The organism is Bradyrhizobium elkanii USDA 76, assembly GCF_023278185.1.
Lineage (GTDB): Bacteria > Pseudomonadota > Alphaproteobacteria > Rhizobiales > Xanthobacteraceae > Bradyrhizobium > Bradyrhizobium elkanii.
In genome coordinates this window covers 6,133,365-6,154,853 of record NZ_CP066356.1, presented here as the reverse complement: position 1 = coordinate 6,154,853, position 21,489 = coordinate 6,133,365, and the positions used below count along the sequence as shown (strand labels likewise).

20 protein-coding genes are annotated in these 21,489 nt (G+C 66.0%); 16 read left to right on the top strand and 4 right to left on the bottom strand.

Annotated features, from left to right (window positions below; genetic code table 11):
* Positions 1 to 48 precede the first annotated feature (48 nt).
* Positions 49 to 582 carry a hypothetical protein gene (locus tag JEY66_RS29770; protein WP_157183443.1) on the top strand — a complete coding sequence of 178 codons (534 nt, stop codon included), beginning with the start codon at positions 49 to 51 and terminating at the stop codon, positions 580 to 582.
* Here the strand turns inward: JEY66_RS29770 and JEY66_RS29765 are convergent.
* A complete protein-coding gene (locus JEY66_RS29765) occupies positions 566 to 1,495 on the bottom strand; it encodes a hypothetical protein (protein ID WP_041482631.1) in 930 nt (309 codons plus the stop codon). The two genes, JEY66_RS29770 and JEY66_RS29765, sit on opposite strands and share 17 nt — an antisense overlap.
* Before the next feature lie 194 nt (positions 1,496 to 1,689).
* Here JEY66_RS29765 and JEY66_RS29760 point away from each other — a divergent pair, with 194 nt between their 5' ends.
* From JEY66_RS29760 to galE, 5 genes are all read left to right on the top strand, one after another.
* Positions 1,690 to 2,925: a glycosyltransferase family 4 protein gene (locus tag JEY66_RS29760; RefSeq protein WP_018270717.1), complete on the top strand. Its 1,236-nt coding sequence runs from the start codon at positions 1,690 to 1,692 to the stop codon at positions 2,923 to 2,925.
* Between the two features lie 15 nt (positions 2,926 to 2,940).
* The gene (locus JEY66_RS29755) at positions 2,941 to 3,603 is read left to right on the top strand and encodes a ParA family protein (RefSeq protein ID WP_016841664.1); all 663 of its coding nucleotides are present in this window, start codon (positions 2,941 to 2,943) and stop codon (positions 3,601 to 3,603) included.
* Between the two features lie 219 nt (positions 3,604 to 3,822).
* Complete coding sequence (locus JEY66_RS29750) at positions 3,823 to 4,452, top strand: transglutaminase-like cysteine peptidase (RefSeq protein ID WP_026192534.1); 630 nt, start codon at positions 3,823 to 3,825, stop codon at positions 4,450 to 4,452.
* Between the two features lie 157 nt (positions 4,453 to 4,609).
* Complete coding sequence (locus JEY66_RS29745; RefSeq protein ID WP_018270719.1) at positions 4,610 to 4,864, top strand: hypothetical protein; 255 nt, start codon at positions 4,610 to 4,612, stop codon at positions 4,862 to 4,864.
* A gap of 141 nt (positions 4,865 to 5,005) precedes the next feature.
* Positions 5,006 to 6,001, top strand: a complete 996-nt coding sequence (gene galE, locus JEY66_RS29740; RefSeq protein WP_018270720.1) for a UDP-glucose 4-epimerase GalE — start codon at positions 5,006 to 5,008, stop codon at positions 5,999 to 6,001.
* A gap of 20 nt (positions 6,002 to 6,021) precedes the next feature.
* Here the strand turns inward: galE and JEY66_RS29735 are convergent, their stop codons facing one another.
* Both JEY66_RS29735 and JEY66_RS29730 read right to left on the bottom strand, forming a co-directional pair.
* Positions 6,022 to 7,008, bottom strand: coding sequence for a UbiA family prenyltransferase (locus JEY66_RS29735; protein WP_018270721.1), 987 nt, complete (start codon positions 7,006 to 7,008; stop codon positions 6,022 to 6,024).
* A 35-nt stretch (positions 7,009 to 7,043) separates the two neighbouring features.
* A complete protein-coding gene (locus JEY66_RS29730) occupies positions 7,044 to 8,612 on the bottom strand; it encodes a hypothetical protein (protein WP_018270722.1) in 1,569 nt (522 codons plus the stop codon).
* 200 nt (positions 8,613 to 8,812) lie between these two features.
* Between JEY66_RS29730 and JEY66_RS29725 the strand changes: the two genes are divergently transcribed.
* Together JEY66_RS29725 and JEY66_RS29720 are read left to right on the top strand one after the other, a co-directional pair.
* Positions 8,813 to 9,898: a hypothetical protein gene (locus JEY66_RS29725; RefSeq protein ID WP_244620844.1), complete on the top strand. Its 1,086-nt coding sequence runs from the start codon at positions 8,813 to 8,815 to the stop codon at positions 9,896 to 9,898.
* On the top strand, positions 9,895 to 10,128 hold the full coding sequence (locus tag JEY66_RS29720; protein ID WP_244620843.1) for a hypothetical protein: 234 nt from the start codon (positions 9,895 to 9,897) through the stop codon (positions 10,126 to 10,128). Before JEY66_RS29725 ends, JEY66_RS29720 begins: the two co-directional genes overlap by 4 nt.
* An 18-nt stretch (positions 10,129 to 10,146) precedes the next feature.
* On the opposite strand, the gene JEY66_RS29715 is transcribed toward JEY66_RS29720, so the two are convergent.
* Positions 10,147 to 10,710, bottom strand: a complete 564-nt coding sequence (locus JEY66_RS29715) for a VanZ family protein (RefSeq protein WP_018270725.1) — start codon at positions 10,708 to 10,710, stop codon at positions 10,147 to 10,149.
* A 209-nt stretch (positions 10,711 to 10,919) separates the two neighbouring features.
* On the opposite strand from JEY66_RS29715, the gene JEY66_RS29710 reads away from it, so the two are divergent.
* From JEY66_RS29710 to JEY66_RS29675, 8 genes are all read left to right on the top strand, one after another.
* On the top strand, positions 10,920 to 11,582 hold the full coding sequence (locus tag JEY66_RS29710) for a response regulator transcription factor (protein ID WP_016841655.1): 663 nt from the start codon (positions 10,920 to 10,922) through the stop codon (positions 11,580 to 11,582).
* Between the two features lie 240 nt (positions 11,583 to 11,822).
* Positions 11,823 to 13,199 (top strand): sensor histidine kinase, encoded by a 1,377-nt coding sequence (locus JEY66_RS29705; RefSeq protein WP_018270727.1) that lies wholly within the window; start codon positions 11,823 to 11,825, stop codon positions 13,197 to 13,199.
* A gap of 359 nt (positions 13,200 to 13,558) precedes the next feature.
* Positions 13,559 to 14,953 (top strand): serine/threonine-protein kinase, encoded by a 1,395-nt coding sequence (locus tag JEY66_RS29700; protein ID WP_018270728.1) that lies wholly within the window; start codon positions 13,559 to 13,561, stop codon positions 14,951 to 14,953.
* A gap of 535 nt (positions 14,954 to 15,488) precedes the next feature.
* Positions 15,489 to 16,646: a c-type cytochrome biogenesis protein CcmI gene (gene ccmI / locus JEY66_RS29695; protein WP_018270729.1), complete on the top strand. Its 1,158-nt coding sequence runs from the start codon at positions 15,489 to 15,491 to the stop codon at positions 16,644 to 16,646.
* 60 nt (positions 16,647 to 16,706) lie between these two features.
* Positions 16,707 to 17,204 (top strand): cytochrome c maturation protein CcmE, encoded by a 498-nt coding sequence (ccmE, locus tag JEY66_RS29690; RefSeq protein WP_026192536.1) that lies wholly within the window; start codon positions 16,707 to 16,709, stop codon positions 17,202 to 17,204.
* Complete coding sequence (locus JEY66_RS29685) at positions 17,201 to 19,183, top strand: heme lyase CcmF/NrfE family subunit (protein ID WP_026192537.1); 1,983 nt, start codon at positions 17,201 to 17,203, stop codon at positions 19,181 to 19,183. Before ccmE ends, JEY66_RS29685 begins: the two co-directional genes overlap by 4 nt.
* Positions 19,183 to 19,689 (top strand): cytochrome c-type biogenesis protein, encoded by a 507-nt coding sequence (locus JEY66_RS29680; RefSeq protein WP_018270732.1) that lies wholly within the window; start codon positions 19,183 to 19,185, stop codon positions 19,687 to 19,689. Before JEY66_RS29685 ends, JEY66_RS29680 begins: the two co-directional genes overlap by 1 nt.
* Positions 19,690 to 19,860: 171 nt before the next feature.
* Positions 19,861 to 21,444, top strand: coding sequence for a Do family serine endopeptidase (locus tag JEY66_RS29675; RefSeq protein WP_016842328.1), 1,584 nt, complete (start codon positions 19,861 to 19,863; stop codon positions 21,442 to 21,444).
* Positions 21,445 to 21,489 lie beyond the last annotated feature (45 nt).

Genomic DNA, 21,489 nt, shown 5'->3' with positions numbered 1-21,489 from the left:
ACGCGCGAATCTGTGGCGTAGATCGGCGGGAAGCTGGATCGTGCTGGATTGATCCGCCTGCGCCAGCGAAAGGTGCGGGTCGTCCGGCCCGCGCCACGTCACCCATCCCTTTACTTCTTCATCGAGAAAGTCGATGCGGGCGCAGCTGTCCTGGCCGCTCTGTTCGAGCAGCAGCAGGGCGCCCCTGACCGAATCCGGATCGTCATCACGCCGCGTGACGCTTCGCGCCGCCTCGATCTGCTGAAGGTCGTCGCCCCACGCCATCATTCGCCGGGCGGCGACCAGATCGTCAGGCTCGAGCTCGAGCGCCCTCGCGACGCCAGCGATCGCCGCATCCCTGAGATCGAGATGAAACAACGCTTCCGCGCGCAGCAGATGAGCGCGGGCGCCCGGATGCGGCAGGATCCGGCAGCGGCGGTCGGCGAGCGCGAACGCCAAGCGGAAATCACGCGCCTCGAGCGCCCCGACAGCGGCCCGCTCGAGATCGACGTGGTGGAGCGTTTTGGACGTAAAGGCGATCCTGCGCGCGTCGGCGGTCAAATGGCGCCCTTATCTGCCCGCATGGTCAGCCTGCCGTCTTGACGGCGCCCTGCCGGCTCCGGAACACGCGCACCCGTCCCTCGAGGCGCGGTCCGTCCTGGTGCGGCATCGGAGTCGGAGTGGCGGGCTCGACGCGCCGCGGCTGCTGGGGCGCGAGGGGCGCCGCCTGGACCCGGCGCTCCTCGAGATTGAGCTTGAGGCCCACCAGCGGTTCCCGTCCTGAAGGACCCGACACCACAATCCGGTTCCCGGTGACCCGCAGGGCTGGAGCCCCGAGGAAAATGGTTTCAGCCGCGATGGCGTAGCGATCCGCGCCGGGACCCGTGGCCTCCAGCGAGAACCCCGTGATGGCCAACGCGCGTCCCCGGGTTCCGGCAAAAGTTCCGAGAGGAACGAACTGGTTGTCGCCCCGCTGCGGCCGGGCGAACTTGACGGCATATTGCAGGTGGAGATCGCGCGGCTTGTTGGGCCATTCGAGGGAAATTCCCTCGATCCGGGCCGGCGCGGACGGTCCGGCAATCCAGACATTCGAGCCGACCGTCACGTCGCCCAGGCCCGCGACATGTGCGAGCAGCTTGAGGTCGCTCAACTCGCCGGGCCCAGCCTCCGGCTCGAACATGTCGAATGGCTGGCTGGCCGGCTGCTCAGCCGGTTGTCCCTGGGTCAGCGGCTCGATCTTGATATTGGCGGCGGTCGACCCGCCGACGCGCCCTGCGGTGACCTCGACGATCAGGCGGCTCGGCCGGGCGACCGACACGACCAGCGCGGTCTCGGGCGCGAACAGGGTTCCATTGACCACGTCCGGTCCGGTAATGATATTACAATTGTTAAGACTGGCGCGATCCGCGTATACGCGCACCACCGGAGGTGACACCTTATCATCTGCGCCATTGTATCGAACCAGGAAGAGACCCCGTGCCAGATCAATGGTTTTCTGCTGAATCTGTTCGTTCATTGTCGCCTGCGAGCCTAACGGAATGGATTGATAAGTCCCCTGCAGTGTGCCCCAAAAATCTGTGTGATAGAAGGGGTCTTAATGTTAATCCGGTAAGATAGTTTCGCCCGCCAATCGATGACACACCGCCGGTGATGATGCAGACCCTGACCCCAATTGAAGACCGCGCGGCCGGAGGGCGCGCTCGCCCGCCAATGAACGTCCTGTTCGTCCACAATAACTTTCCAGCCCAGTACCGCCACATTGCGCGCGCGCTCGCGGAGCAGCCCGGCAACAGGGTCGTTGCGGTCGGTTCATCGACCGCGAGCACGACGCCGGATATCCGGCTGCTCAAATATTCGACGACCAAGACGGATTCCGCGGTCGTCCATCCGTTTGCCCGGCGCTTCGATGTCGAATCGCGGCGTGCGGAAGAGGTTCTGTACGCGCTGTCGTCGCTGTCGGGGCAGGGCTTCGTGCCCGACCTGATCTTCGCGCATCCCGGTTGGGGCGAGACGCTGCCGCTGCGCACGATGTTTCCGCGCGCGCGGATCATCCTCTATTGCGAATTCTACTACGGTGCCGAGGGCAGGGACGTCGGCTTCGATCCCGAGTTTCCCATGACGGGCCTTGATGGCAATGTCGCACTCCATCTGAAGAATGCGACCACGCTGCTGGCGCTCACGGAATGCGATACGGGCGTCTCGCCGACGCCATGGCAGAGGTCGACCTTTCCCGCCGAGTTTCAGAGCAAGATCGAGGTGATCCACGAGGGCGTCGACACCGACGAGGTGAAGCCCAATCCGGTCGCGCGGTTTCAGCTTCCGAACGGTGCGACGCTGTCGGCGGACGACGAGGTGATCACCTACGTCTCGCGCAACCTCGAGCCGGTGCGCGGATTCCATGTCTTCATGCGGTCCCTGCCGAGGATCCTCGCCGCGCGGCCGAATGCGCAGGTCGTGATCGTCGGCGGCAGCGGGACATCCTACGGCGCGAATCCGCCCAAGGGCTCGAGCTGGAAGTCGATGTTCCTGGACGAGATCAAGTCGGACATCGACCTGCGCCGGGTGCATTTCCTCGGCCGGATTCCTCGGGAACCGTATCTCGAGCTGCTGCAGATATCCTCGGTGCACGTCTATCTGACCTATCCCTTCGTGCTGTCCTGGTCGCTGCTGGAGGCGATGAGCGCGGGATGTGCGGTGGTGGCGTCCGACACCGCCCCGCTTCGCGATATCATCTCGGACGGCAACGGCCTGCTGGTGCCGTTTTTTGATATTGATGCGCTGTCGGATCAGGTAGTCTCGGTGCTGTCACGGCCCAAGGCCTTCAAGAAGATGCGGATGAAGGCGCGCAGCTTCGTGCGGGACAATTACGACGCAAAGCGGGTCTGTCTGCCGCGGATGCTGACGCTCGTTGATGAAGGTGTCCTCCCGCGCACGCACGGGGGATAACGCCAGGAGTTTGCGATGCCGCTTGTCATCTCGGTTGCCCAGCGCAAGGGCGGGGTCGGAAAGACGACCCTCGCGGTCTTGCTGGCCGCAGAACTGGATCGGCGCACGGGCGTCGTGGGACTGGTCGACGCCGACTCGCAGGCGTCCGCGTGTCACTGGGCCGAGCCCGGCAATCTGTCGTTCCCCGTCTACCAGCTTGACCCGGAAACCCGGCCGGTCGCCGAATGGGCCAGGCTGATGCGCCAGATTCCGCATCAGATCATCGTGGTGGACTCCGCGCCGAACGATCGGGTGCTGGGCGCCGTGCTCGCGGTCGCCAATATCGTGCTGATGCCATGCACGCCGTCCGGCCTTGATATCGAGGCCACCGCGCGGACGCTCGACATCGTGCGGGAGGTGCGTGCCACGCGGCGAACGGCGCTCCGTGCCATGATCGTGCCGAACCGCGTCGACCAGCGCACCCTCGAAGGCCAGCAGCTGATCGAGGAGCTCGATACGCTCGACGAGGAGATCGGGCCGATGATCGGCAGTCGCTCGGCCTATGTTCGCGCCGTCGCCTTGGGGCAATCGGTCGCCGATTTTGCCGGCGGGACGCCCGCGGATCTCGAGATCAAGATGCTCGCCGATCTCGTGATGAGCTGGTGCGGGATCGCACCCAGGCAGCGGGTGGCGATTTAACAGAGCGCGCCGGCGGCTTCACGGCAGGCCAACCATGCCGGCATGGGAACGAAAGATTTCGGGCCGCAATCGGCGCTTGACCTGACGGCGGCGCCCCGCAGGCTTGGTTAACGGACTGCTCGCGCGCACCCTCGCATTTGAAACAAATGCCGCCGCGCGCTTGAGCCCAAGCTCAAGACATTTCCCGTACATGCTTCCCGTCACTGTGGGGAGTGAAGAATGTACAACGTCAAGAGAGTGATGGCCCTGGTTCTGGCCGTCCTTGCGCTCGGGACAAGCGCACGGAACACCCAGGCTGGAATGGTCGGCTTCCCGCTGCCGCTGCGCGGCGTGATCGAGAAGATCCGCTTCAGCGAACCGACGCTGGCGCCGATGGCCTACACCATGTTCTGCATGCGCTATGCCGACGAGTGCAAGCCGAAAGCCCGCGCCCGGATGGTGTTCCGCGGCGGCGCCACGCGCCTGACCAGGCAGCGCATCGCCGACCTGATCGAGGTCAACGCTTCGGTCAATCGCAGCATCGCGCCCCAGCGCAACGAACGCGGACTTGCCGGCGAGGAATGGCTGATCAATCCGGCGCGCGGCGATTGCAACGATTACGCGGTCAGCAAGCGCCACGAGCTGCTGGCGCGCGGCTGGCCGATGCGCGACCTTCTGCTGAGCGAGGTTGTGACCTCCTCCGGCGAACATCATCTCGTGCTGGTGGTCCGCGCCAGGGGTGGAGACATCGTGCTCGACAATCTGAATGCGCAGATCCGCAGCTGGTCGCAGGCGCGTTATCGTTGGGTCAGGATGCAGACCCCGGCGAACCCCGATCACTGGGCCGCCGTCGCGCAGGCCGGCGCCTGAAGTTCTGAACGAGCTCCATCGATCGAAAATGGCGCGGCGAGACATTTCGCCACGCCATTTTTCGCATCAAGGACGATCGCCAGCCCGCTGCGGCGACATTGCCGGAACGATTGGAGGCATCGATGGTTGACCCGGTCCAACCCATCGAGGCATCGACATGAAGCTGGCCGGCCTTGTCACAACAGCGGCGCTGGTCGTCGCCACCGTCCCCGCCCTTGCACAGGGCACCGGACAGACCGCGCAGGGCGCAACGCGCTATTCGATCGATGGGCCGGGCGGCGGCGTTCCGACGTCGCGGCCGCAGGCGACCCAGCCGGTCCCGCCGGCAACACCGGCTTACCCCTATGGCAGACCGTCGCGGCACGCGCCGCCGGTCGGTCAACGGACCAACGTGCCGCTGGGGTCGCGCTAGCCGTTGCTTCGGCTGCAAATCCGTTCGGTCTTAACGCTATTCCCATCGTCATTTTGCCGCCTCGGACGGAATGTCGTACCGATGCGATCACTGCGCCTGTTGAGGCGCAGAATTGGTTCGCGCGCAGGGCAATAAGTTCAAATGGCGAGCAGGGGTTCGATCCTGATCACGGGCGGCGCGGGATACATCGGGTCCCATTGCGCCAAGGCGGTTGCCGAGGCCGGGTTTCTGCCGGTCGTCTACGACAATTTGTCCACCGGTCACCGTGATTTCGTGCGCTGGGGACCGCTCGTGATCGGCGACGTCGCCGACCACGACAGGATCGCCGCCACCATCCGCGAGCACGATGCGCTCGCCGTGATGCATTTCGCGGCGTTCAGTGCGGTCGGCGAGTCCGTGGCGGATCCGCAGAAATACTTCACCAACAACGTTGCCGGCACGCTCGGACTGCTGCGCGGCATGCGGGAGGCGGGCTGCGGCCGCCTGGTGTTTTCCTCGACCGGCGCGGTCTACGGCAACGCCGGACGCGATCCAATTCCCGAGAGTGCTGCAGGTCCGACCGTCAATCCCTACGGCCGCTCCAAGTTGATGATCGAGCAGATCCTGGCCGACTACCGCGCGGCCTATCGGTTCAACTCGGTCTGCCTGCGCTATTTCAATGCCTGCGGCGCCGACGCCTCCGTCACCATCGGCGAACTTCGCGATCCCGAGACGCATTTGATTCCGCGCGCGCTGATGGCGCTGCTCGGGCACGTGCCGGACTTTGCGATCTTCGGCGAAGACTATGACACGCCTGACGGCACCGCGGTGCGCGACTACATCCATGTCGATGACCTCGCCAGCGCCCATATCGCGGCGCTCGAACTGCTGCTGAAGGGCGACGCCGGCGGCGTGTTCAACCTCGGCACCGGCACCGGCTATTCGGTGCGCCAGGTGCTCGACGCGATCCGCGCCGAGACCGGTGAAGCGGTGCCGAGCGTGGTGCGCGAGCGCCGGGCCGGCGATCCGCCGATCCTGGTGGCCGATCCCTCCAGGTCGGAGCGCGGCCTCGGCTTCAAGGCCAGCCGGTCCGATCTTGGCTACATCATCCGCTCGGCCTGGGCGTGGCACCGGAAGGCCCATCCGCGCCGGCGATAACCGCCTGCGTCCACAGCACCTCAGTTCAAGGTGATGTAGTGCTGCTCCGCCAATCGGGCGAGGAACGGCATGTCGACAAAGCTTGCCACCAGGAAGACGGCGACCAGTGCCAGCACGAGCAGCATCAGGCCGCGCTCGCCATAGAGCTTCTCGGGTTTCTGCGCCGACGACCCCGGCGACGTCGACATCGAGAAGTAGGTGGTGAACAGCATCACCACCAGCGGCATCGCAAGGACGTACTCGATGCGGTACTTCACCAGGAACACCGAGAGGAAGAACACCGAGAACAGCGAATAGCTGAGGCACGAGGCCGTCAGCGACACCTCGGTATAGTGCGCGAAGCTCGCGCGGTAGCGCGCCAGCAGCTCCCTGCTGTGGGACGCGGCGATCTCGCGATATTCGGACAGCCGCTTGGCCGCCATCAGGAACGCGCCGCCAAACCAGTAGCACAGGATCACCGAGCCCGGCGGCAGCGAGGTCGGGTCGATCATCGCCCAGCCGATCAACAGCCGCAGCGGATTGTTGACGGATTCCGAGATGACGTCGAAATAGGCCTTGTCCTTGCTGCGGAGCGGCGGGACATTGTAGACGATGCCCTGCAGGGCGAAGATGCCGGTTGCGAACAGCATCAGGCGGCTGCTCGCAGATGCGCAGACGAGACCGAGCGCGACCAGCAGCAGCCACTCGATTCCGATGATCCTGCCGTCCATCGCGCTCTGGACCGCGGAGCGCTGCGATTTGGTCGGGTGATGCCGGTCGAAGTCGCGGTCGAACCATTCATTGATCACATAATTGGCCGACGCGATGCAGATCGCGGCCACAAGGCCGAGGACGATCGCGCTTGCGACATGCTCGCCTCTCGGGCCGCGCAACAGCCAGGCGAGGACAATCCCGGGAACGATGAAGACGTGCTTGGTGCTGTGATCGAGCCGCAGGATGGCGAGATACTGCCGGATGCTTGCGGCCGGCGGCTTGCCGGCTTCGACCTTACTGTCCATCAGCGCCATCGCGCGGTCCTTTTCTGTCGTCGTCGATCGATCGCCTAGTTGAGGAGGTAGACGTCGAAACTCTCGTCGGTTTTGGCGGGGCCGAAGCGGCGGAGCATCGTGGTCGCTTCGCGGAAATCGCGGATCTGCGCCGCTGAGGCACGGAACGTCCGCCAGTCCTTGCCTTCGTCGTAGATCCGGTCGGGCGTGATCTCGTTGAGCCGGTAGGCCAGCAGGATGATGACGGGCGCGCGGCTCGTGTCGCGAAGCTCGCGGGCGAGGCGCAGGGTCTCGCCGAGATCGCCGTCCATCTTGCCCTTGCGCGAGAAGATCACGACGCTGCCGAATTTGTGGTCGCGCGCGAGATAGAGGGGGTTCTTGACGTAGTAGGGCAGCGCCTCGACCAGCCATTCCGGCTCGCTGAGGATCACCGCGTTGGCCAGATCGGCGCGCGAGGCGATCAGGCGGCCGAGATCGGCGCTGCGGCTCGCGACCACGCCGGTCACTGCATTGCGCAGATCGTTGATGCCGGCGGCGGTCTGGATCGCGAGCACCAGCAGGAGCGACACGCGTCCGATCGCCGGCAAGCGCCGGTCGAGCCATGCGCGGGAGACCGATGGCGCGGTGACTTTGCTCCAGCCGATCCAGTAAAGCGCGATCAGGAAGCTCAGCCAGACCGCGGCGTGGCGGTAGGCGCCGTTGGCGGCGACGGCGAAGAACAGCGACGTCAGCAGCAGGGCGGCGATGGCGGCGAGAAAGGCCGGTCGCCGCGGCAGCAGCCCGAGCGTCGCGCCGAACAGCAGCGCCGATCCCGCGACCCCCGGCAGCAGATTGGCAAACAGCGCGCCCAGCGACGTTGCGCCGGGGTTCACCAGCGCAAGAATTGCCGCCGCCAGCGGTGACTCGTGCGACCAGTCCCGGGCCGCGGCGTCATTGTAGGTCGGCAGCATCGTCACGGCGCAGATGACGACGCCAATCGTCGCGATCGTTGCATTGATCGCGAAATTGGCGAGTTGCGGCGACCAGCGCCAGCCATCGGTGTCAAGCAGGTCGAGCAGCCAGAACAGCAGGAATGCGCCGGCCATGATCGCGCCGACGACGTTGGTGTTGGCGAGCAGGAACAGCAGCGCGCCGAGCAGCAAACCACGGTCGCGGTGAGCCCGATAGCAGGCCGCGATCGCGAACAGCAACAGGGCCGAGATGCCGTAATTCCTGGCCATCACGACGTATTCAAACAACAGCGCATGGCCGGTGATCAACAGCAGGATCAGCGGCCGCGGAAATGGCGAGCGGAAGATCAGCAGTGCGACCGTGAGGAGCCCGACCACGAAGGCGACGGCGGGCAGCACCTCGACCCGATCGAATACGGCATGTGCGCCGCGCAGCAGAAGGTACCAAAGGGCAGGGTGGCCCTCGCCATGCAACCCTCGCAGCATGGCGACCGGATCGTCGCCGTTCAGGGCAATGGTGAGCGCGCGGACCTCGTCGCGCCACATCACATGACGGCCGATCTGGAATCCGACCAGCGCGACCCATCCTGCGAGAAGCAGGAGGTCCGGCCAGGATCGGCGGTCCCGCTTGGGCGCGAACCACCACTGGTCCAGGATGTGCAGAGAACGGGTCAATGAATCCTGCTGCTGCTGCTCGGATCGGGACGGTCAAACCGCGGTGTCATCCGCCGGCCGGGTGGTTTGTGTTAACAGTAAAATCCACATAGAATGTTGTAACATTATGGGCAAACCAGACTAACATTTATGACGCCGACGCCGCCCAGAGAACGGTCAGGGACACCGGTCCTGCGCACCCCGAGGTGGAGTTCGCGCTGGTGCTGGCGCGAACCATCGATTCCGTGAGCGCCGACCCGCAGCAGCTGCGCAGCGCGGTCTACGAGCTCGCGCGGCAGAAACTGCAGCAGCTCGCGCACGAGGATCCGGCGGAGAAGCAGCGTTTGATGCAGGCGCTGGAAGTGGCGATCGAAGGCGTCGAGGCGCACACCAAGAGCAACGTGATCGAGAAATTCGAGGTCCCGCCGGCGCGGGCGCTGCCCGCATTCCTGGAAGCGGCGGGCGCCGCGCGGCGGATCGAGGCGCCGCCCCCGATCGATGCCGAGGCGGCCTTTGTCACGACCCTCGATCGCGTCGAGCCCGCCGCGGCGTCGCGCCGTCCGCGATGGTCGTCGTCGGCGCCGCTGCGTTACATTGTCATGCTGGCGTTCTTCGGGCTGATCGCGGCCGTTGTCCTGCTGCAGCAACGCGGCGTGTCGTTGGCCGCGGCCCGCGCGATGATCGCCGGCACGCTGGCATCGGCGCCGCCTGAAACCCAAAGGCCGGCGGGGGTCGCGGCCGTGCCGGCGCCGGCGGTTGCGGCCGAGCCACCGGCGCCGAGACGGCCATTGCCGACCGCCTACGGCGTTTATGCCGAGAGCGCCGGCAAGCTTTACGAGCTGCAACTGATCCAGGGGCGCGCGCCAGATCCGCGGGTGGCGATCTCGGCGGCGATCACGCGGCCGAGCGAGACCACGCTGCCGGACGGACATCTCCGCTTCATCGTGTTCCGGCGCGAGGGTGCCGGCAGCGCCTCCGATCCGATCGATGTGCGCCTGATCGCGCATGTGAGCCAGCAGACCACGTTCGACGCGGCCGGCAAGCCGGTGGTCTCGCCGGGTGACGACAGCTGGGTGATCCGCAACATCTCGATCCCGTTCCGCGCGGCGCCGCTCAAGGACGATCCGCAGATGTTCGAGGTCCTGCCGCGCGACGACGCGCCGCTGCCGCCGGGACGCTACGCGCTGATCCTGAAGGCCCAGGCCTACGATTTCACCGTCGAGGGCGCGGTCACCGACAAGCGGCACTGCCTGCAGCGGCTGGCGGCCGCCAATGGCGTGTTCTACTCGGAATGCGAGAAACCGTGAGCGGGGTGTCCGTGCGGTTCAGCGCCGTGCTGGCGCTCCTGCTGGCGTCGAGTGCCGCCGTCGCCGCACCCGCCGCCGAGACCGCAAAGCGCTGCCTGCGCGCGGCCTACATGGTCTACCCCTACAAGCGACCGGGGGCCGTGCCGATGAATGGCGACCGGCTGCACTTCTTTCAGCAATGCATGGCGCAGGACGACATGAAGTCGGCGGAAGCGCCGAAGCGCGATTGAGCGCAAAGCGCCGGCCGCTCAGCTTGCGGACTGCTCCACGCCCGGCCTCAGCCGGCCGAACTGGTTGCGCAGCACGAGCAGCATGAAGCGACCGACGCCGACGCCGGCGAGACCTCCCGCCACCTTGACGATCGCGTCGATCAGGCGGCCGTGACGGTCCGGTGTCAGGAATTGCATTGCTTCGAGCGTGAACGCGCTGAAGACGACAAGGAGCACGATCAGCGCGGTGCGCCGCGGGTAGCCCAGCACGAAGGCCAGCGCCATCACGGCGAACGCCGCGAAATGCTCGATCTGCGGATGGAATAGCGAGGGACGGTCCTGGATCGGGGACAGTGTCACGAAGGCGATGAAGGCAAGCGCAAGCCAGCCTGCAATCACGCCGAACCTTCGTATTTTTGAAACAAGCAACGCGTTCTTCCCGGTCCATGTGCGCTCGGCGCGCCGCCGTTGAATTAGCGCATCGCTCGTGTCAGCGACATGAAAATGGTCGTCGAAGGTTAACTTGCCGGTCGACTGCAAATGACCCGACATGTTCTCGGTGCCCTGGTCCGCCGGAAGGTTGCCAGCAACAATTGTCTTCAAGTTTAAGGTATCACGATACTCTGAGCTGAAACCCGATTTCGTTTCGCGCGCATCTCATGGAGGGAACCAGGGGGTGCTTGCGCGGGTTCCCGGGATGGTGCACCTGACGAAAAAATAAGCGGCGCCTTGCGGGTCCATTCATAAGCCGTTCACGGCCGGAAGCCTCATTTGGTGCCGGAATGTCGTAATGCTCACTCTCGGAGGCCAAAGTGCGTCTGCTCGTCGTTGAGGATGACCCGGATCTGAACCGCCAGCTCACCACCGCGCTGACGGACGCCGGCTATGTGGTCGATCGCGCGTTCGACGGCGAGGAGGGGCATTTCCTTGGCGACAGCGAGCCCTATGACGCGGTCGTGCTGGATATCGGTCTGCCGAAGATGGACGGTATTTCGGTGCTCGAGGCCTGGCGGCGGAACAAGCGGGTGATGCCGGTGCTGATCCTCACCGCACGCGATCGCTGGAGCGACAAGGTTCAGGGCTTCGACGCCGGCGCCGACGACTATGTCGCCAAGCCCTTCCACCTTGAGGAGGTGCTGGCGCGGATCCGCGCGCTGCTGCGCCGCGCGACGGGGCATGCCCAGGTCGAACTGAACTGCGGGCCGGTGGCGCTGAATACCCGCACCAAGCGTGTCACCGTCAACGGCAATCCGATCAAGCTGACCTCGCACGAATACAATCTGCTCGACTATCTGATGCACCACACCGGGCGGGTGGTCTCGCGCACCGAACTGGTGGAGCATCTCTACGACCAGGACTTCGACCGCGACTCGAACACGATCGAGGTATTCGTCGGGCGCATTCGCAAGAAGCTGGAAGTCGATATCATCCAGACCGTTCGCGGCCTCGGCTACATGCTGTCGCCGCCGACCTAGGGCATGATCCGGAAAAGTGCGAAGCGGTCTTCCGAAAAGATCATGCTCTTGAAGCATTTTCGAGCGAAATGGATGCCGGTTCGTTCGCGCGAAGAAAGCACGACCAAACAATAGGATAAGGGCATATCCTATTCAATCGGATCATGCTCTTAAGGCGCTTGATCGACGTGCGGGCTACGGCATGATCCGCGCCAGGAGGACGGGATTCGCCATGTCTGTTGCCGCTGACACGATGTTCTGATGGGCGGCAGCTCGCTCGCGACACGCCTGTTCGTCTCGGCGACCGCCTGGGTGGTGGTGATCCTGGCGATCACGGGCGTCATCCTGTCGTCGGTCTATCGCGACGCCACCGAGCGCGCCTTCGACCGGCGGCTCAATCTCTATCTGCGCACCCTGATCGCCGAAGTGGCGACGCCGGACGAGCCGGCGGACCGCCAGTTCCAGTCGCTCGGCGAGCCGCTGTTCGACCTGCCATTGTCAGGCTGGTACTGGCAGATCACCCGGACCGATACCGAAAAGGGCGAGACCCGCGCCTCGCGCTCGCTGTGGGACAAGAAGCTGCCCAAGCTCGAGGAGCACGGCGCCGAGTTGACCGCTGCCGGCGTCCGCCTCGGCTATGTCGACGGGCCCGAGGGCCAGAGCCTGCGCGTGGTGGAGCGGCCGGTCGATCTCGGCGCCGACGGCAAGTTCCTGGTCAGCGTCGCTGGCGATGCCACCGAGATCTTCGATGAGACGCGCAGCTTCGACTACTATCTCGGCGGCACCTTCGCCGCGCTCGGCATCGTGCTGCTGCTGACCACGATCTTCCAGGTGCGCTACGGCCTCGCGCCGCTCAAGCGGATTTCGGATGCGATCGCCGATATCCGCTCCGGCCGCGCCGAGCGGCTGGAAGGCCGGTTTCCGGTCGAGATCGCGCCGCTGGCACGCGAGACCAATGCGCTGATCGATGCCAACCGGGAGATCGTCGAGCGCTCGCGCACCCATGTCGGCAATCTCGCCCATGCGATCAAGACGCCGTTGTCGGTGATCGTGAACGAGGCGGGCGCGCATGCCGGCGATCCGTTCGCCAGCAAGGTGCTGGAGCAGGCCGATCTGATGCGGGACCAGGTCGCGCACCATCTCGAGCGCGCGCGGATCGCCGCCCGTGCCACTATCGTCAGCACCATCACCGATGTCGCACCTGTGATCGAGGCGCTGCGCCGGACCATGGAGAAGATCCATCGCGATCGCGACCTTTCGATCGAGGCGAAGGCCGATCCGGCGGCACGGTTTCGCGGCGAGCGGCAGGACCTGGAGGAGATGGTCGGCAATCTCGTCGACAACGCCTGCAAATGGGCGGCTTCGCAGGTGTTCGTCGAGGTGACCGTGGTCCCGCCCGAGGCCTCGGGCGCCGGGCCGAGACTGCGCATTGTGGTCGACGACGACGGGCGCGGCCTGTCGGAAGCCGAGCGGGCCCAGGTGTCGCGGCGCGGCCAGCGGCTCGACGAGTCGAAACCCGGCTCGGGGCTCGGCCTGTCGATCGTGACCGATCTCGCCGGCCTCTATGGCGGCAATCTCACCCTGAACAACGCGCCGATCGGCGGCCTGCGGGCGGAGATCATGTTGCCGGCGGTGTAGACCGGGATGAGTTTTGGTTGAATTGGCTCGCCAAGGTTTCGGATCACCTCTCCCCGCCGGGGAGAGGTCGGATTGCGCCTGGCGATGCGAAGCATCGTCCAGTGCAATCCGGGTGAGGGCTCTTGCTCTCCCGATAGACCGTAGCCCCTCACCCGATTTGCTGCGCAAATCGACCTCTCCCAAGGGAGAGGTGATCCTTCGGCGCCGTTCCAGCTCAACCTTATCTCATCCCGCTTAGTCTGCCTTTGGCAGACTCGACGCCGCTATTCTTCCTAAACGGCTTCTTAACGCGCCGACCGCTATCATTGCGGGCGGACGGGCTGCGGCGCTTGCCGGGCACCAAGCTTTCACGACCGGGCATGAGCCAGAAATCGACCGAGCGGCTGAGGGATTATCTCGCGCAGCTTCCGCCGCAATCGCAGGCGCTGCTGATGCGGGAGCTGGAGCGCGCCGTCGAACGTGGCGAGGACATCACCGTCGCCAATCTGGTGCTGGAGCAGTTGCGCAAGATCGCGCGTGGCGCCGAGGAGGACGAGCAGATCCAGCCGCGCAGCGACGACCCGGCGCGGCTGCTGTTCCGGCCGCTCGAGCCGTTCCTCGCCGAGACCAATTTCCCGACGCGGCCGGGCCAGCTCCGGCGCGCCTCGCTGCTGCCGATCTGGCAGTGGCTGGCCCGCGAGGGGACGCCGGAGGCGGCCCGCGAATTCGAGGCAGCGCTGGCTGCAGCTACCGAAAGCGGTCCGATGGAGGTCGCCGCACGCAAGTTCCAGCTTGCGGCTGCGGACGCCATCCTCAAGATCGCGGCGCCGAGTCAGGACGACCGCCAGCGCGCGCTGTCGCGCGTCGGCCCGCCGAGCGTTGTCGAGGACCTGCTGCCGATCGGCCTCGTTCTGCAGGCCCGCGAAGCGCTGGAAACCCTGGGAAGCCGGCTGCCGAGCCAGATCCGGGTATTTGCCGATTCCCAGATCGCTTCAGCGACCGAAGCGCTCAAGCTGCCGTCGTTGCAGACGCCGCAGCTATTGCCGTTCGCGCTGTCACTGATTGCGCAGCGGCTCGCCGCGCCATGGCAGATCGTCCGCCTTGCCATCAAGATGGCGGCTTCCGACGACGAGCTCCGCGTCGCGGCAATGCCGTATGGCGTCGCGGTCACCATCGCGCTGCATGATCTGTCGTTCGTCGCGGCCTGCCTGCGGACCGACATCAGGCGCGGGCATTTCGATTATGTCGGCGAGCAGCTCAAGACCCTGCATGACGGCGTCCGCGGCCTGCGCACCGAGCTCGATCTGCGCAACGATTCCACCTGGGGCCGCCAGCTCACCTCGGTTCGCGCCGATACCTCCAACGCGCTGCAATCGGAGATCGACAGCGTGCCGGGCCGGGTCCGCCGCATCCTGCGCCAGCGCGCCGACAAGGACATTACGGCCGGCGCCAAGATCGATGCGACCGAGGTCGAGGACGCCGCCGCCCTGATCGATTTCGTCGCGGTGTGCCGCACCTATGCCAGCGAGCTCGCCATCAACGAGGTGACGCTGCGGACCTTCTCGGACCTGCAACATTATGTCGAGCAGTCGACCGAAGGGCTGGTGCAGTCGCTGCGCGGCGGCGACGCCCGGGTCCGGGCCTTCCGCCAGCAGCAGGTCAAGGCCGCGATCCGGTTCTGCGAGGTGCTGTTCGGCCACGACTACGCCTCCCTGATGAACAGGGCGGCGGAAAACGCCGTGACCGGCGAGCGCAAATCCTCGCGCGCGGGGTAGCGAGAGCGCGGATAGCAACGGGCGAAAAGAATTCGCGAGCATTTTCGGCGCTACGCGCGAAGGCGTAGGATAAGCATATGGCTCTAGCACTGGTGTTTCCGCGCCGTCATGGCCGGGCTTGTCCCGGCCATCCACGTCTTTCTGTTGCGGAGACCAAGACGTGGATGCCCGGCACAAGGCCGGGCATGACGAGTTTGTGGAGCTACCGAGCCCATATGCGATTGCCCTGCGCCACGGCAAGCATTTGCGAAATTTCGGAATAACGGAAGTGTGGGGCTGATTTGCCCGACGTGTCAACGGTCAATCGAGCGCCGGCGGCCGCCGGCTCCTTTGCATGGGGTTGTTTTCGATATTTTGGTCGGGCGCGCCTTGGCCAGGTAACGCTGTTGCGATACCGCCGGAACGGCACCGGAAACCGGCTGATTTCGACCTTCGGTCGATCCAGCAATTGTCAATTGCCGGGCTCGCCGCCGGTAGTGTAAAGCGATTCTAAGGCGGCTTGCCGGAAGCCGCCGTTCCATCCGGGAACCGCTTGATGACGCTGTGGTTTGTGTTCGCGCTGATGACGGTCGCGGCGATCTTTGCCGTGCTGTGGCCGCTCAGCCGCCGCGGGCGCGCGGATACCGGCGGCAGCGAGGTCGTGGTCTATCGCGACCAGCTCGCCGAAATCGACCGCGACATGGCGGCCGGGATCATCGGCGCCGCCGAGGCCGATGCCGCGCGGGTCGAGATCAGCCGCCGGCTGTTGGCCGCCGCCGATCAGAGCGGACGTGAGACCCCGATGCAAGGCAGCCTCAATCTGCGGCGCACTGCCGCGATCGTCGGCCTGGTCGGATTGCCGGTGATTGCCTCGGGCTTCTATCTCGCGCTCGGCTCGCCGCGCCTCGGTGACTTTCCGCTCGCCGAGCGCGGCCGGGTGGCCGACGCCAACCAGCCGCTCGCCAATCTGGTCGCGCAGGTCGAGGCGCATCTCGAAAAGAACCCGACCGACGGCCGCGGCTGGACGGTGCTGGCCCCGGTGCTGTCGCGCCTCGGCCGCTACGATGACGCCGTCCGCGCCTATCGCAACGCCATCACCTATGCCGGCGACAGCGCCGATCGCCGCGCCGATCTCGGCGAGGCGCTGATGGGGACTGCTGGCGGCGTCGTCACCGCGGACGCCAAGGCGGAATTCGAGCGCGCGGTCGCGCTGAATGGCGACGATGCCAAGGCGAACTATTTCCTCGGCCTTGCCGCCGAGCAGGACGGCCGCAAGGCCGACGCCGCGGCGCTCTGGCAGAAGATGCTGGCGAAGGCGCCGGCGGACGCGCCGTGGCGGCCGCTGGTGCAGGCCGCGCTGGTACGCGTCGGCGGCAGCGCGCCCGGCGGCGGCAGCGTGACCGGCGGCGTCAGCTCGCCCGGTGGCGTCAGCGCACCGGCGCTGCCGGACAGCGCGGTGGCCGCGGCCCGGGACATGAGCGCGGCCGATCGCGGCACCATGATCAAAGGCATGGTCGATCGGCTGGCGACGCGGCTGAAGACCAATGGCGACGACGTCGAGGGCTGGCTGCGGCTGGTCCGCGCCTATCTCGTGATGGGCGAGCGCGACAAGGCAATGAGCGCGCTCGCGGATGCCCGTCAGGCGGTCGCCAACGATGCGGACCGGTTGCGTCAGCTCAATGAGGGGCTGAAGAATCTCGGGCTGGATGGATAAGCGCATGACGCCGAAAAGTGCGCAGCGGTTTTCGGAGGATGTCATGCGCAAGGATGGACCATGACCAGGAAACAACGGCGTTTGACACTGATCGGCTGCGCGCTCGTCGTGCTGGCGATCGCCGCGGGCCTGGTGCTGAACGCGCTGCGCGATTCCATCGTATTCTTCTCGACGCCGTCGATGGTCGCCGAAAAGCATCTCGGTCCGGGCAAGCGCTTCCGGCTCGGCGGTCTGGTGCAGCCGGGGTCGCTGAATCGCGGCGACAATCTCGCCGTGACCTTCACCGTCGCCGACGGCGGCGCGACGCTGCCGGTCGCCTACAAGGGCATCCTGCCGGATCTGTTCCGCGAGGGGCAGGGCGTCGTCGCCGAAGGCGTGCTCGACGCGAACGGCGTGTTCCGCGCCGACACCGTGCTCGCCAAGCATGACGAGACCTATATGCCGAAGGACGTCGCCGACGCCCTGAAGAAGCAGGGCCACTGGAAGGACGACTACGGTGCCAAATCAGGCAATACGCCGAGCGCCTCCGCGGCGCCGACCCAGGGAGCCGTGCGGTGATTGCCGAAAGTGGACATTACGCCCTGGTGCTCGCGCTTGGGCTCGCGTTGATCCAGTCCATCGTCCCGATCGTCGGCGCGCGCTGGCGCGATGCGGCGCTGATGAACGTCGCGCGTTCGACCGCGCTCGCCCAGTTGCTGTTCGTCGCGGCGTCGTTCGCGGCGCTGGTGACGCTGCACGTCACCTCGGATTTCTCGGTCGCCAATGTCTACGAGAATTCGCATTCGCTGAAGCCGCTGCTCTACAAGATCACCGGCGTCTGGGGAAACCATGAAGGCTCGATGCTGCTGTGGGTGTCGATCCTGGCGCTGTTCGGCGGCCTCGTCGCGGCGTTCGGCAACAATCTGCCGCTGTCGCTGCGCGCGCATGTGCTGGCGGTGCAGGCCTGGGTCGCCAGCGCCTTCTATCTGTTCATCCTGATCACCTCGAACCCGTTCCTGCGCATCGCCAATCCGCCGCTGGAAGGACGCGACCTCAATCCGGTGCTGCAGGATATCGGCCTCGCGGTGCATCCGCCGATGCTCTATCTCGGCTATGTCGGCTTCTCGATCTCGTTCTCGTTCGCGGTGGCGGCGCTGCTCGAGGGACGGATCGACGCCGCCTGGGCGCGCTGGGTGCGGCCGTGGACGCTGATGGCGTGGATCTTCCTGACGCTCGGCATCGCGATGGGCTCCTACTGGGCCTATTACGAGCTCGGCTGGGGCGGCTGGTGGTTCTGGGATCCGGTCGAGAACGCCTCGCTGATGCCGTGGCTTGCCGGCACCGCGCTGTTGCATTCGGCGCTGGTGATGGAAAAGCGCAACGCGCTGAAGGTCTGGACCGTCCTGTTGTCGATCCTGACCTTCTCGCTGTCGCTGCTCGGCACCTTCCTGGTGCGCTCCGGCGTGCTGACGTCGGTTCACGCCTTCGCGACCGATCCGACGCGCGGCGTGTTCATCCTGCTGATCCTGTTCGTCTTCATCGGCGGCAGCCTGTCGCTGTATGCCTGGCGCGCGCCGGCGCTGAAGCAGGGCGGACTGTTCGCGCCGATCTCGCGCGAGGGCGCGCTGGTGCTCAACAACCTGCTGCTCACCACCGCCTGCGCGACCGTGTTCATCGGCACGCTGTATCCGCTGGCGCTCGAGGTTCTGACCGGCGAAAAGATTTCGGTCGGCGCGCCGTTCTTCAATTTCACCTTCGCGCCGCTGTTCGTGCCGCTGCTGCTCGCGGTGCCGTTCGGGCCGCTGCTGGCCTGGAAGCGCGGCGATCTGCTCGGCGCGGCGCAGCGGCTGATGCTGGCCGGCATCGTCGCGCTGGTTGCGATGGCGCTGGTGTTGGCATGGACCTATGGCGGCGCGACGTTGGCGCCGCTCGCGATCGGGCTTGCGGTGTTCGTGATCATGGGCGCGCTATGCGATCTCGCCGAGCGCATCGCGCTGTTCCGGATTCCGCTGTCGCTCTCGCTGCGCCGCGCGCGCGGGTTGCCGCGCGCGACCTGGGGGACGGCGTTTGCGCATGCCGGTCTCGGCGTCGCGCTGATCGGGATCGTCTGCGAGACCACCTGGAATAGCGAATATATCGGCGCGATGAAGCCGGACGACGTCGCCCGCGTCGCCGGCTACCAGTTGCGGCTCGACGGCCTGAATCCGCGGCAGGGTCCGAACTTCCGCGAGATGGTCGCGCAATTCACCGTGACGCGTGACGGCGAGAAGGTCAGCGTGATGACGCCCTCGAAGCGCAACTTCACGACCCGCGGCGCCTCGACGACCGAGGCCGCGCTGATGACGCGGGGAGCAAGCCAGCTCTATATCTCGCTCGGCGATACCTCGGCCGACGGCGCGATCGCGGTGCGCATCTATCACAAGCCGCTGGTACTGATGATCTGGTGGGGACCGGTGCTGATGGCGTTCGGCGGCATGCTGTCGCTGTCCGACCGCCGCTTGCGGGTCGGCGCGCCGAAGCCGGCGAAAGCGGCGCGCGCATTGCAGGCGGCCGAGTGATGCGGTGGCGCGCGCTTGCAGCCGCCATGCTTGCGGCGATCCTGATGCTCGGCGCGATGCCCGCCCGGGCGGTGCTGCCCGACGAGGTCATGGCGGATCCGGCCAAGGAGGCGAGGGCGCGCGAGCTCTCCAAAGAGCTGCGCTGCATGGTCTGCCAGAACCAGTCGATCGACGATTCGGAGGCGCCGCTGGCGCGCGACCTCCGTCTTTTGGTGCGTGAACGCATCTCGGCCGGCGACAGCGACCGCCAGGTGATCGATTTCCTGGTGGCCCGCTACGGCGAATTCGTGCTGCTGAAGCCGCGCCTCAACGAGCACACGCTGCTGCTGTGGCTGACCCCGCCGCTGGCGCTGCTGCTGGGCGGTTTTGCGCTCTGGCGGCTCGGCCGGCGCAAGGCAAATCCGGCCGCCGGCGGGGGCGATTCCGCCGCCGGACTGACGTCCGACGAGCAGGCGCGCCTGAAACGGCTGCTGGCGGCGGAATCCGCGCCGGACAAGCCGCTTTAGTTCCCTTTTAAGTCTTTTATTTGCCTGCGCTATTCTGCCGCAGCGACGGCCTGCTCAATTACCAAAGTTTAATTCCGCAGCCAGCGCGCTGTAAGGCTGATGACCCCATGTTCAGACCCATCAGGTGCTCGCCCCCGGCACCAATGATTCTGGCCCTGGAGATTTCAAGACATGACCGACCGTCCCGACCTCTCGACCCTTCCGTCCTACAAGGCGCCGAAGCGCTCGCTGTTTTCTGCCCGCAAACTCGCGCTGATGGCGTCGGTCGTGGCCGGCCTCGGTGCCGCCACCTACGGCTTCAGCCCCTCGCACAACCCCGCCGACCTGTTCACGACGCCCGCGCATGCGCAGGTCAATAACGAGGTCAAGAAGGTTCAGCAGCCGGTCGGGTTTGCCGACATCGTCGAGCGCGTGAAGCCGTCGGTGATCTCGGTCAAGGTCAACATTCGCGAGAAGGTCGCGAAGGACGACAGTAACAATGACGATTCGCCGTTCCAGCCGGGTTCGCCGATGGAGCGCTTCTTCCGCCGCTTCGGCGGTCCGGATGGCTTGCCCCCGGGCCTGCGCGGTGGACCGCGTGGCGGTGGCGTGGTGACGGGCCAGGGCTCCGGCTTCTTCATCTCGGCTGACGGCTTTGCCGTGACCAACAACCACGTCGTCGACGGCGCCGACAAGGTCGAAGTCACCACCGACGACGGCAAGACCTATTCCGCCAAGGTGATCGGCACCGATCCGCGCACCGACCTCGCGCTGATCAAGGTCGAGGGCGGCTCGAATTTCCAGTTCGCCAAGCTGTCCGACTCCAAGCCGCGCATCGGCGACTGGGTGCTGGCGGTCGGCAATCCGTTCGGCCTCGGCGGCACCGTGACCGCGGGCATCGTCTCGGCCTCCGGCCGCGACATCGGCAACGGCCCGTATGACGATTTCATCCAGATCGATGCGCCCGTGAACAAGGGCAATTCGGGTGGCCCGGCGTTCGACGTGTCCGGTGAGGTGATGGGCGTCAACACGGCGATCTACTCGCCGTCCGGCGGCAGCGTCGGCATCGCGTTCTCGATCCCGGCCCAGACCGTCAAGAGCGTCGTCGCCCAGCTGAAGGACAAGGGCGCGGTCAGCCGTGGCTGGATCGGCGTCCAGATCCAGCCGGTGACCTCCGACATCGCCGACAGCCTCGGCATGAAGAAGGCCGAAGGCGCGCTGGTTGCCGAACCGCAGGCCAACGGCCCCGCGGCCAAGGCCGGCATCGAGTCCGGTGACGTCATCACCTCCGTCAACGGCGAGCCGGTGAAGGATGCGCGTGAGCTCGCCCGCACCATCGGTGGCCTCGCGCCCGGCAACGCCGTGAAGCTGAACGTGCTGCACAAGGGTCAGGACAAGACCGTCAACCTCACGCTCGGCCAGCTGCCGAACAACCTGGAAGCCAAGGCTGACACCGACAAGAGCGACAAGGGCAATTCGTCCCGCGGCACCGACGTGCCGAAGCTCGGCCTCACCGTGGCGCCCGCCAACAGCGTGGCCGGCGCTGGCAAGGAAGGCGTGGTCGTGACCGAAGTCGATCCCAAGAGTGCTGCCGCCGAGCGGGGCTTCAAGGAAGGCGACGTGATCCTCGAGGTCGCCGGCAAGTCCGTCGGCACCGCCGGTGAAGTGCGTGATGCGATCACCGCGGCGCGCAATGACAGCAAGAACAGCGTTCTCATGCGCGTGAAGAGCGGCGGTTCGTCGCGCTTTGTGGCAGTGCCGCTGGCGAAGGGATAACTATCTATGAGTTGGAAAGCGTCGCCGGCATCAGTCGCCCCCGCC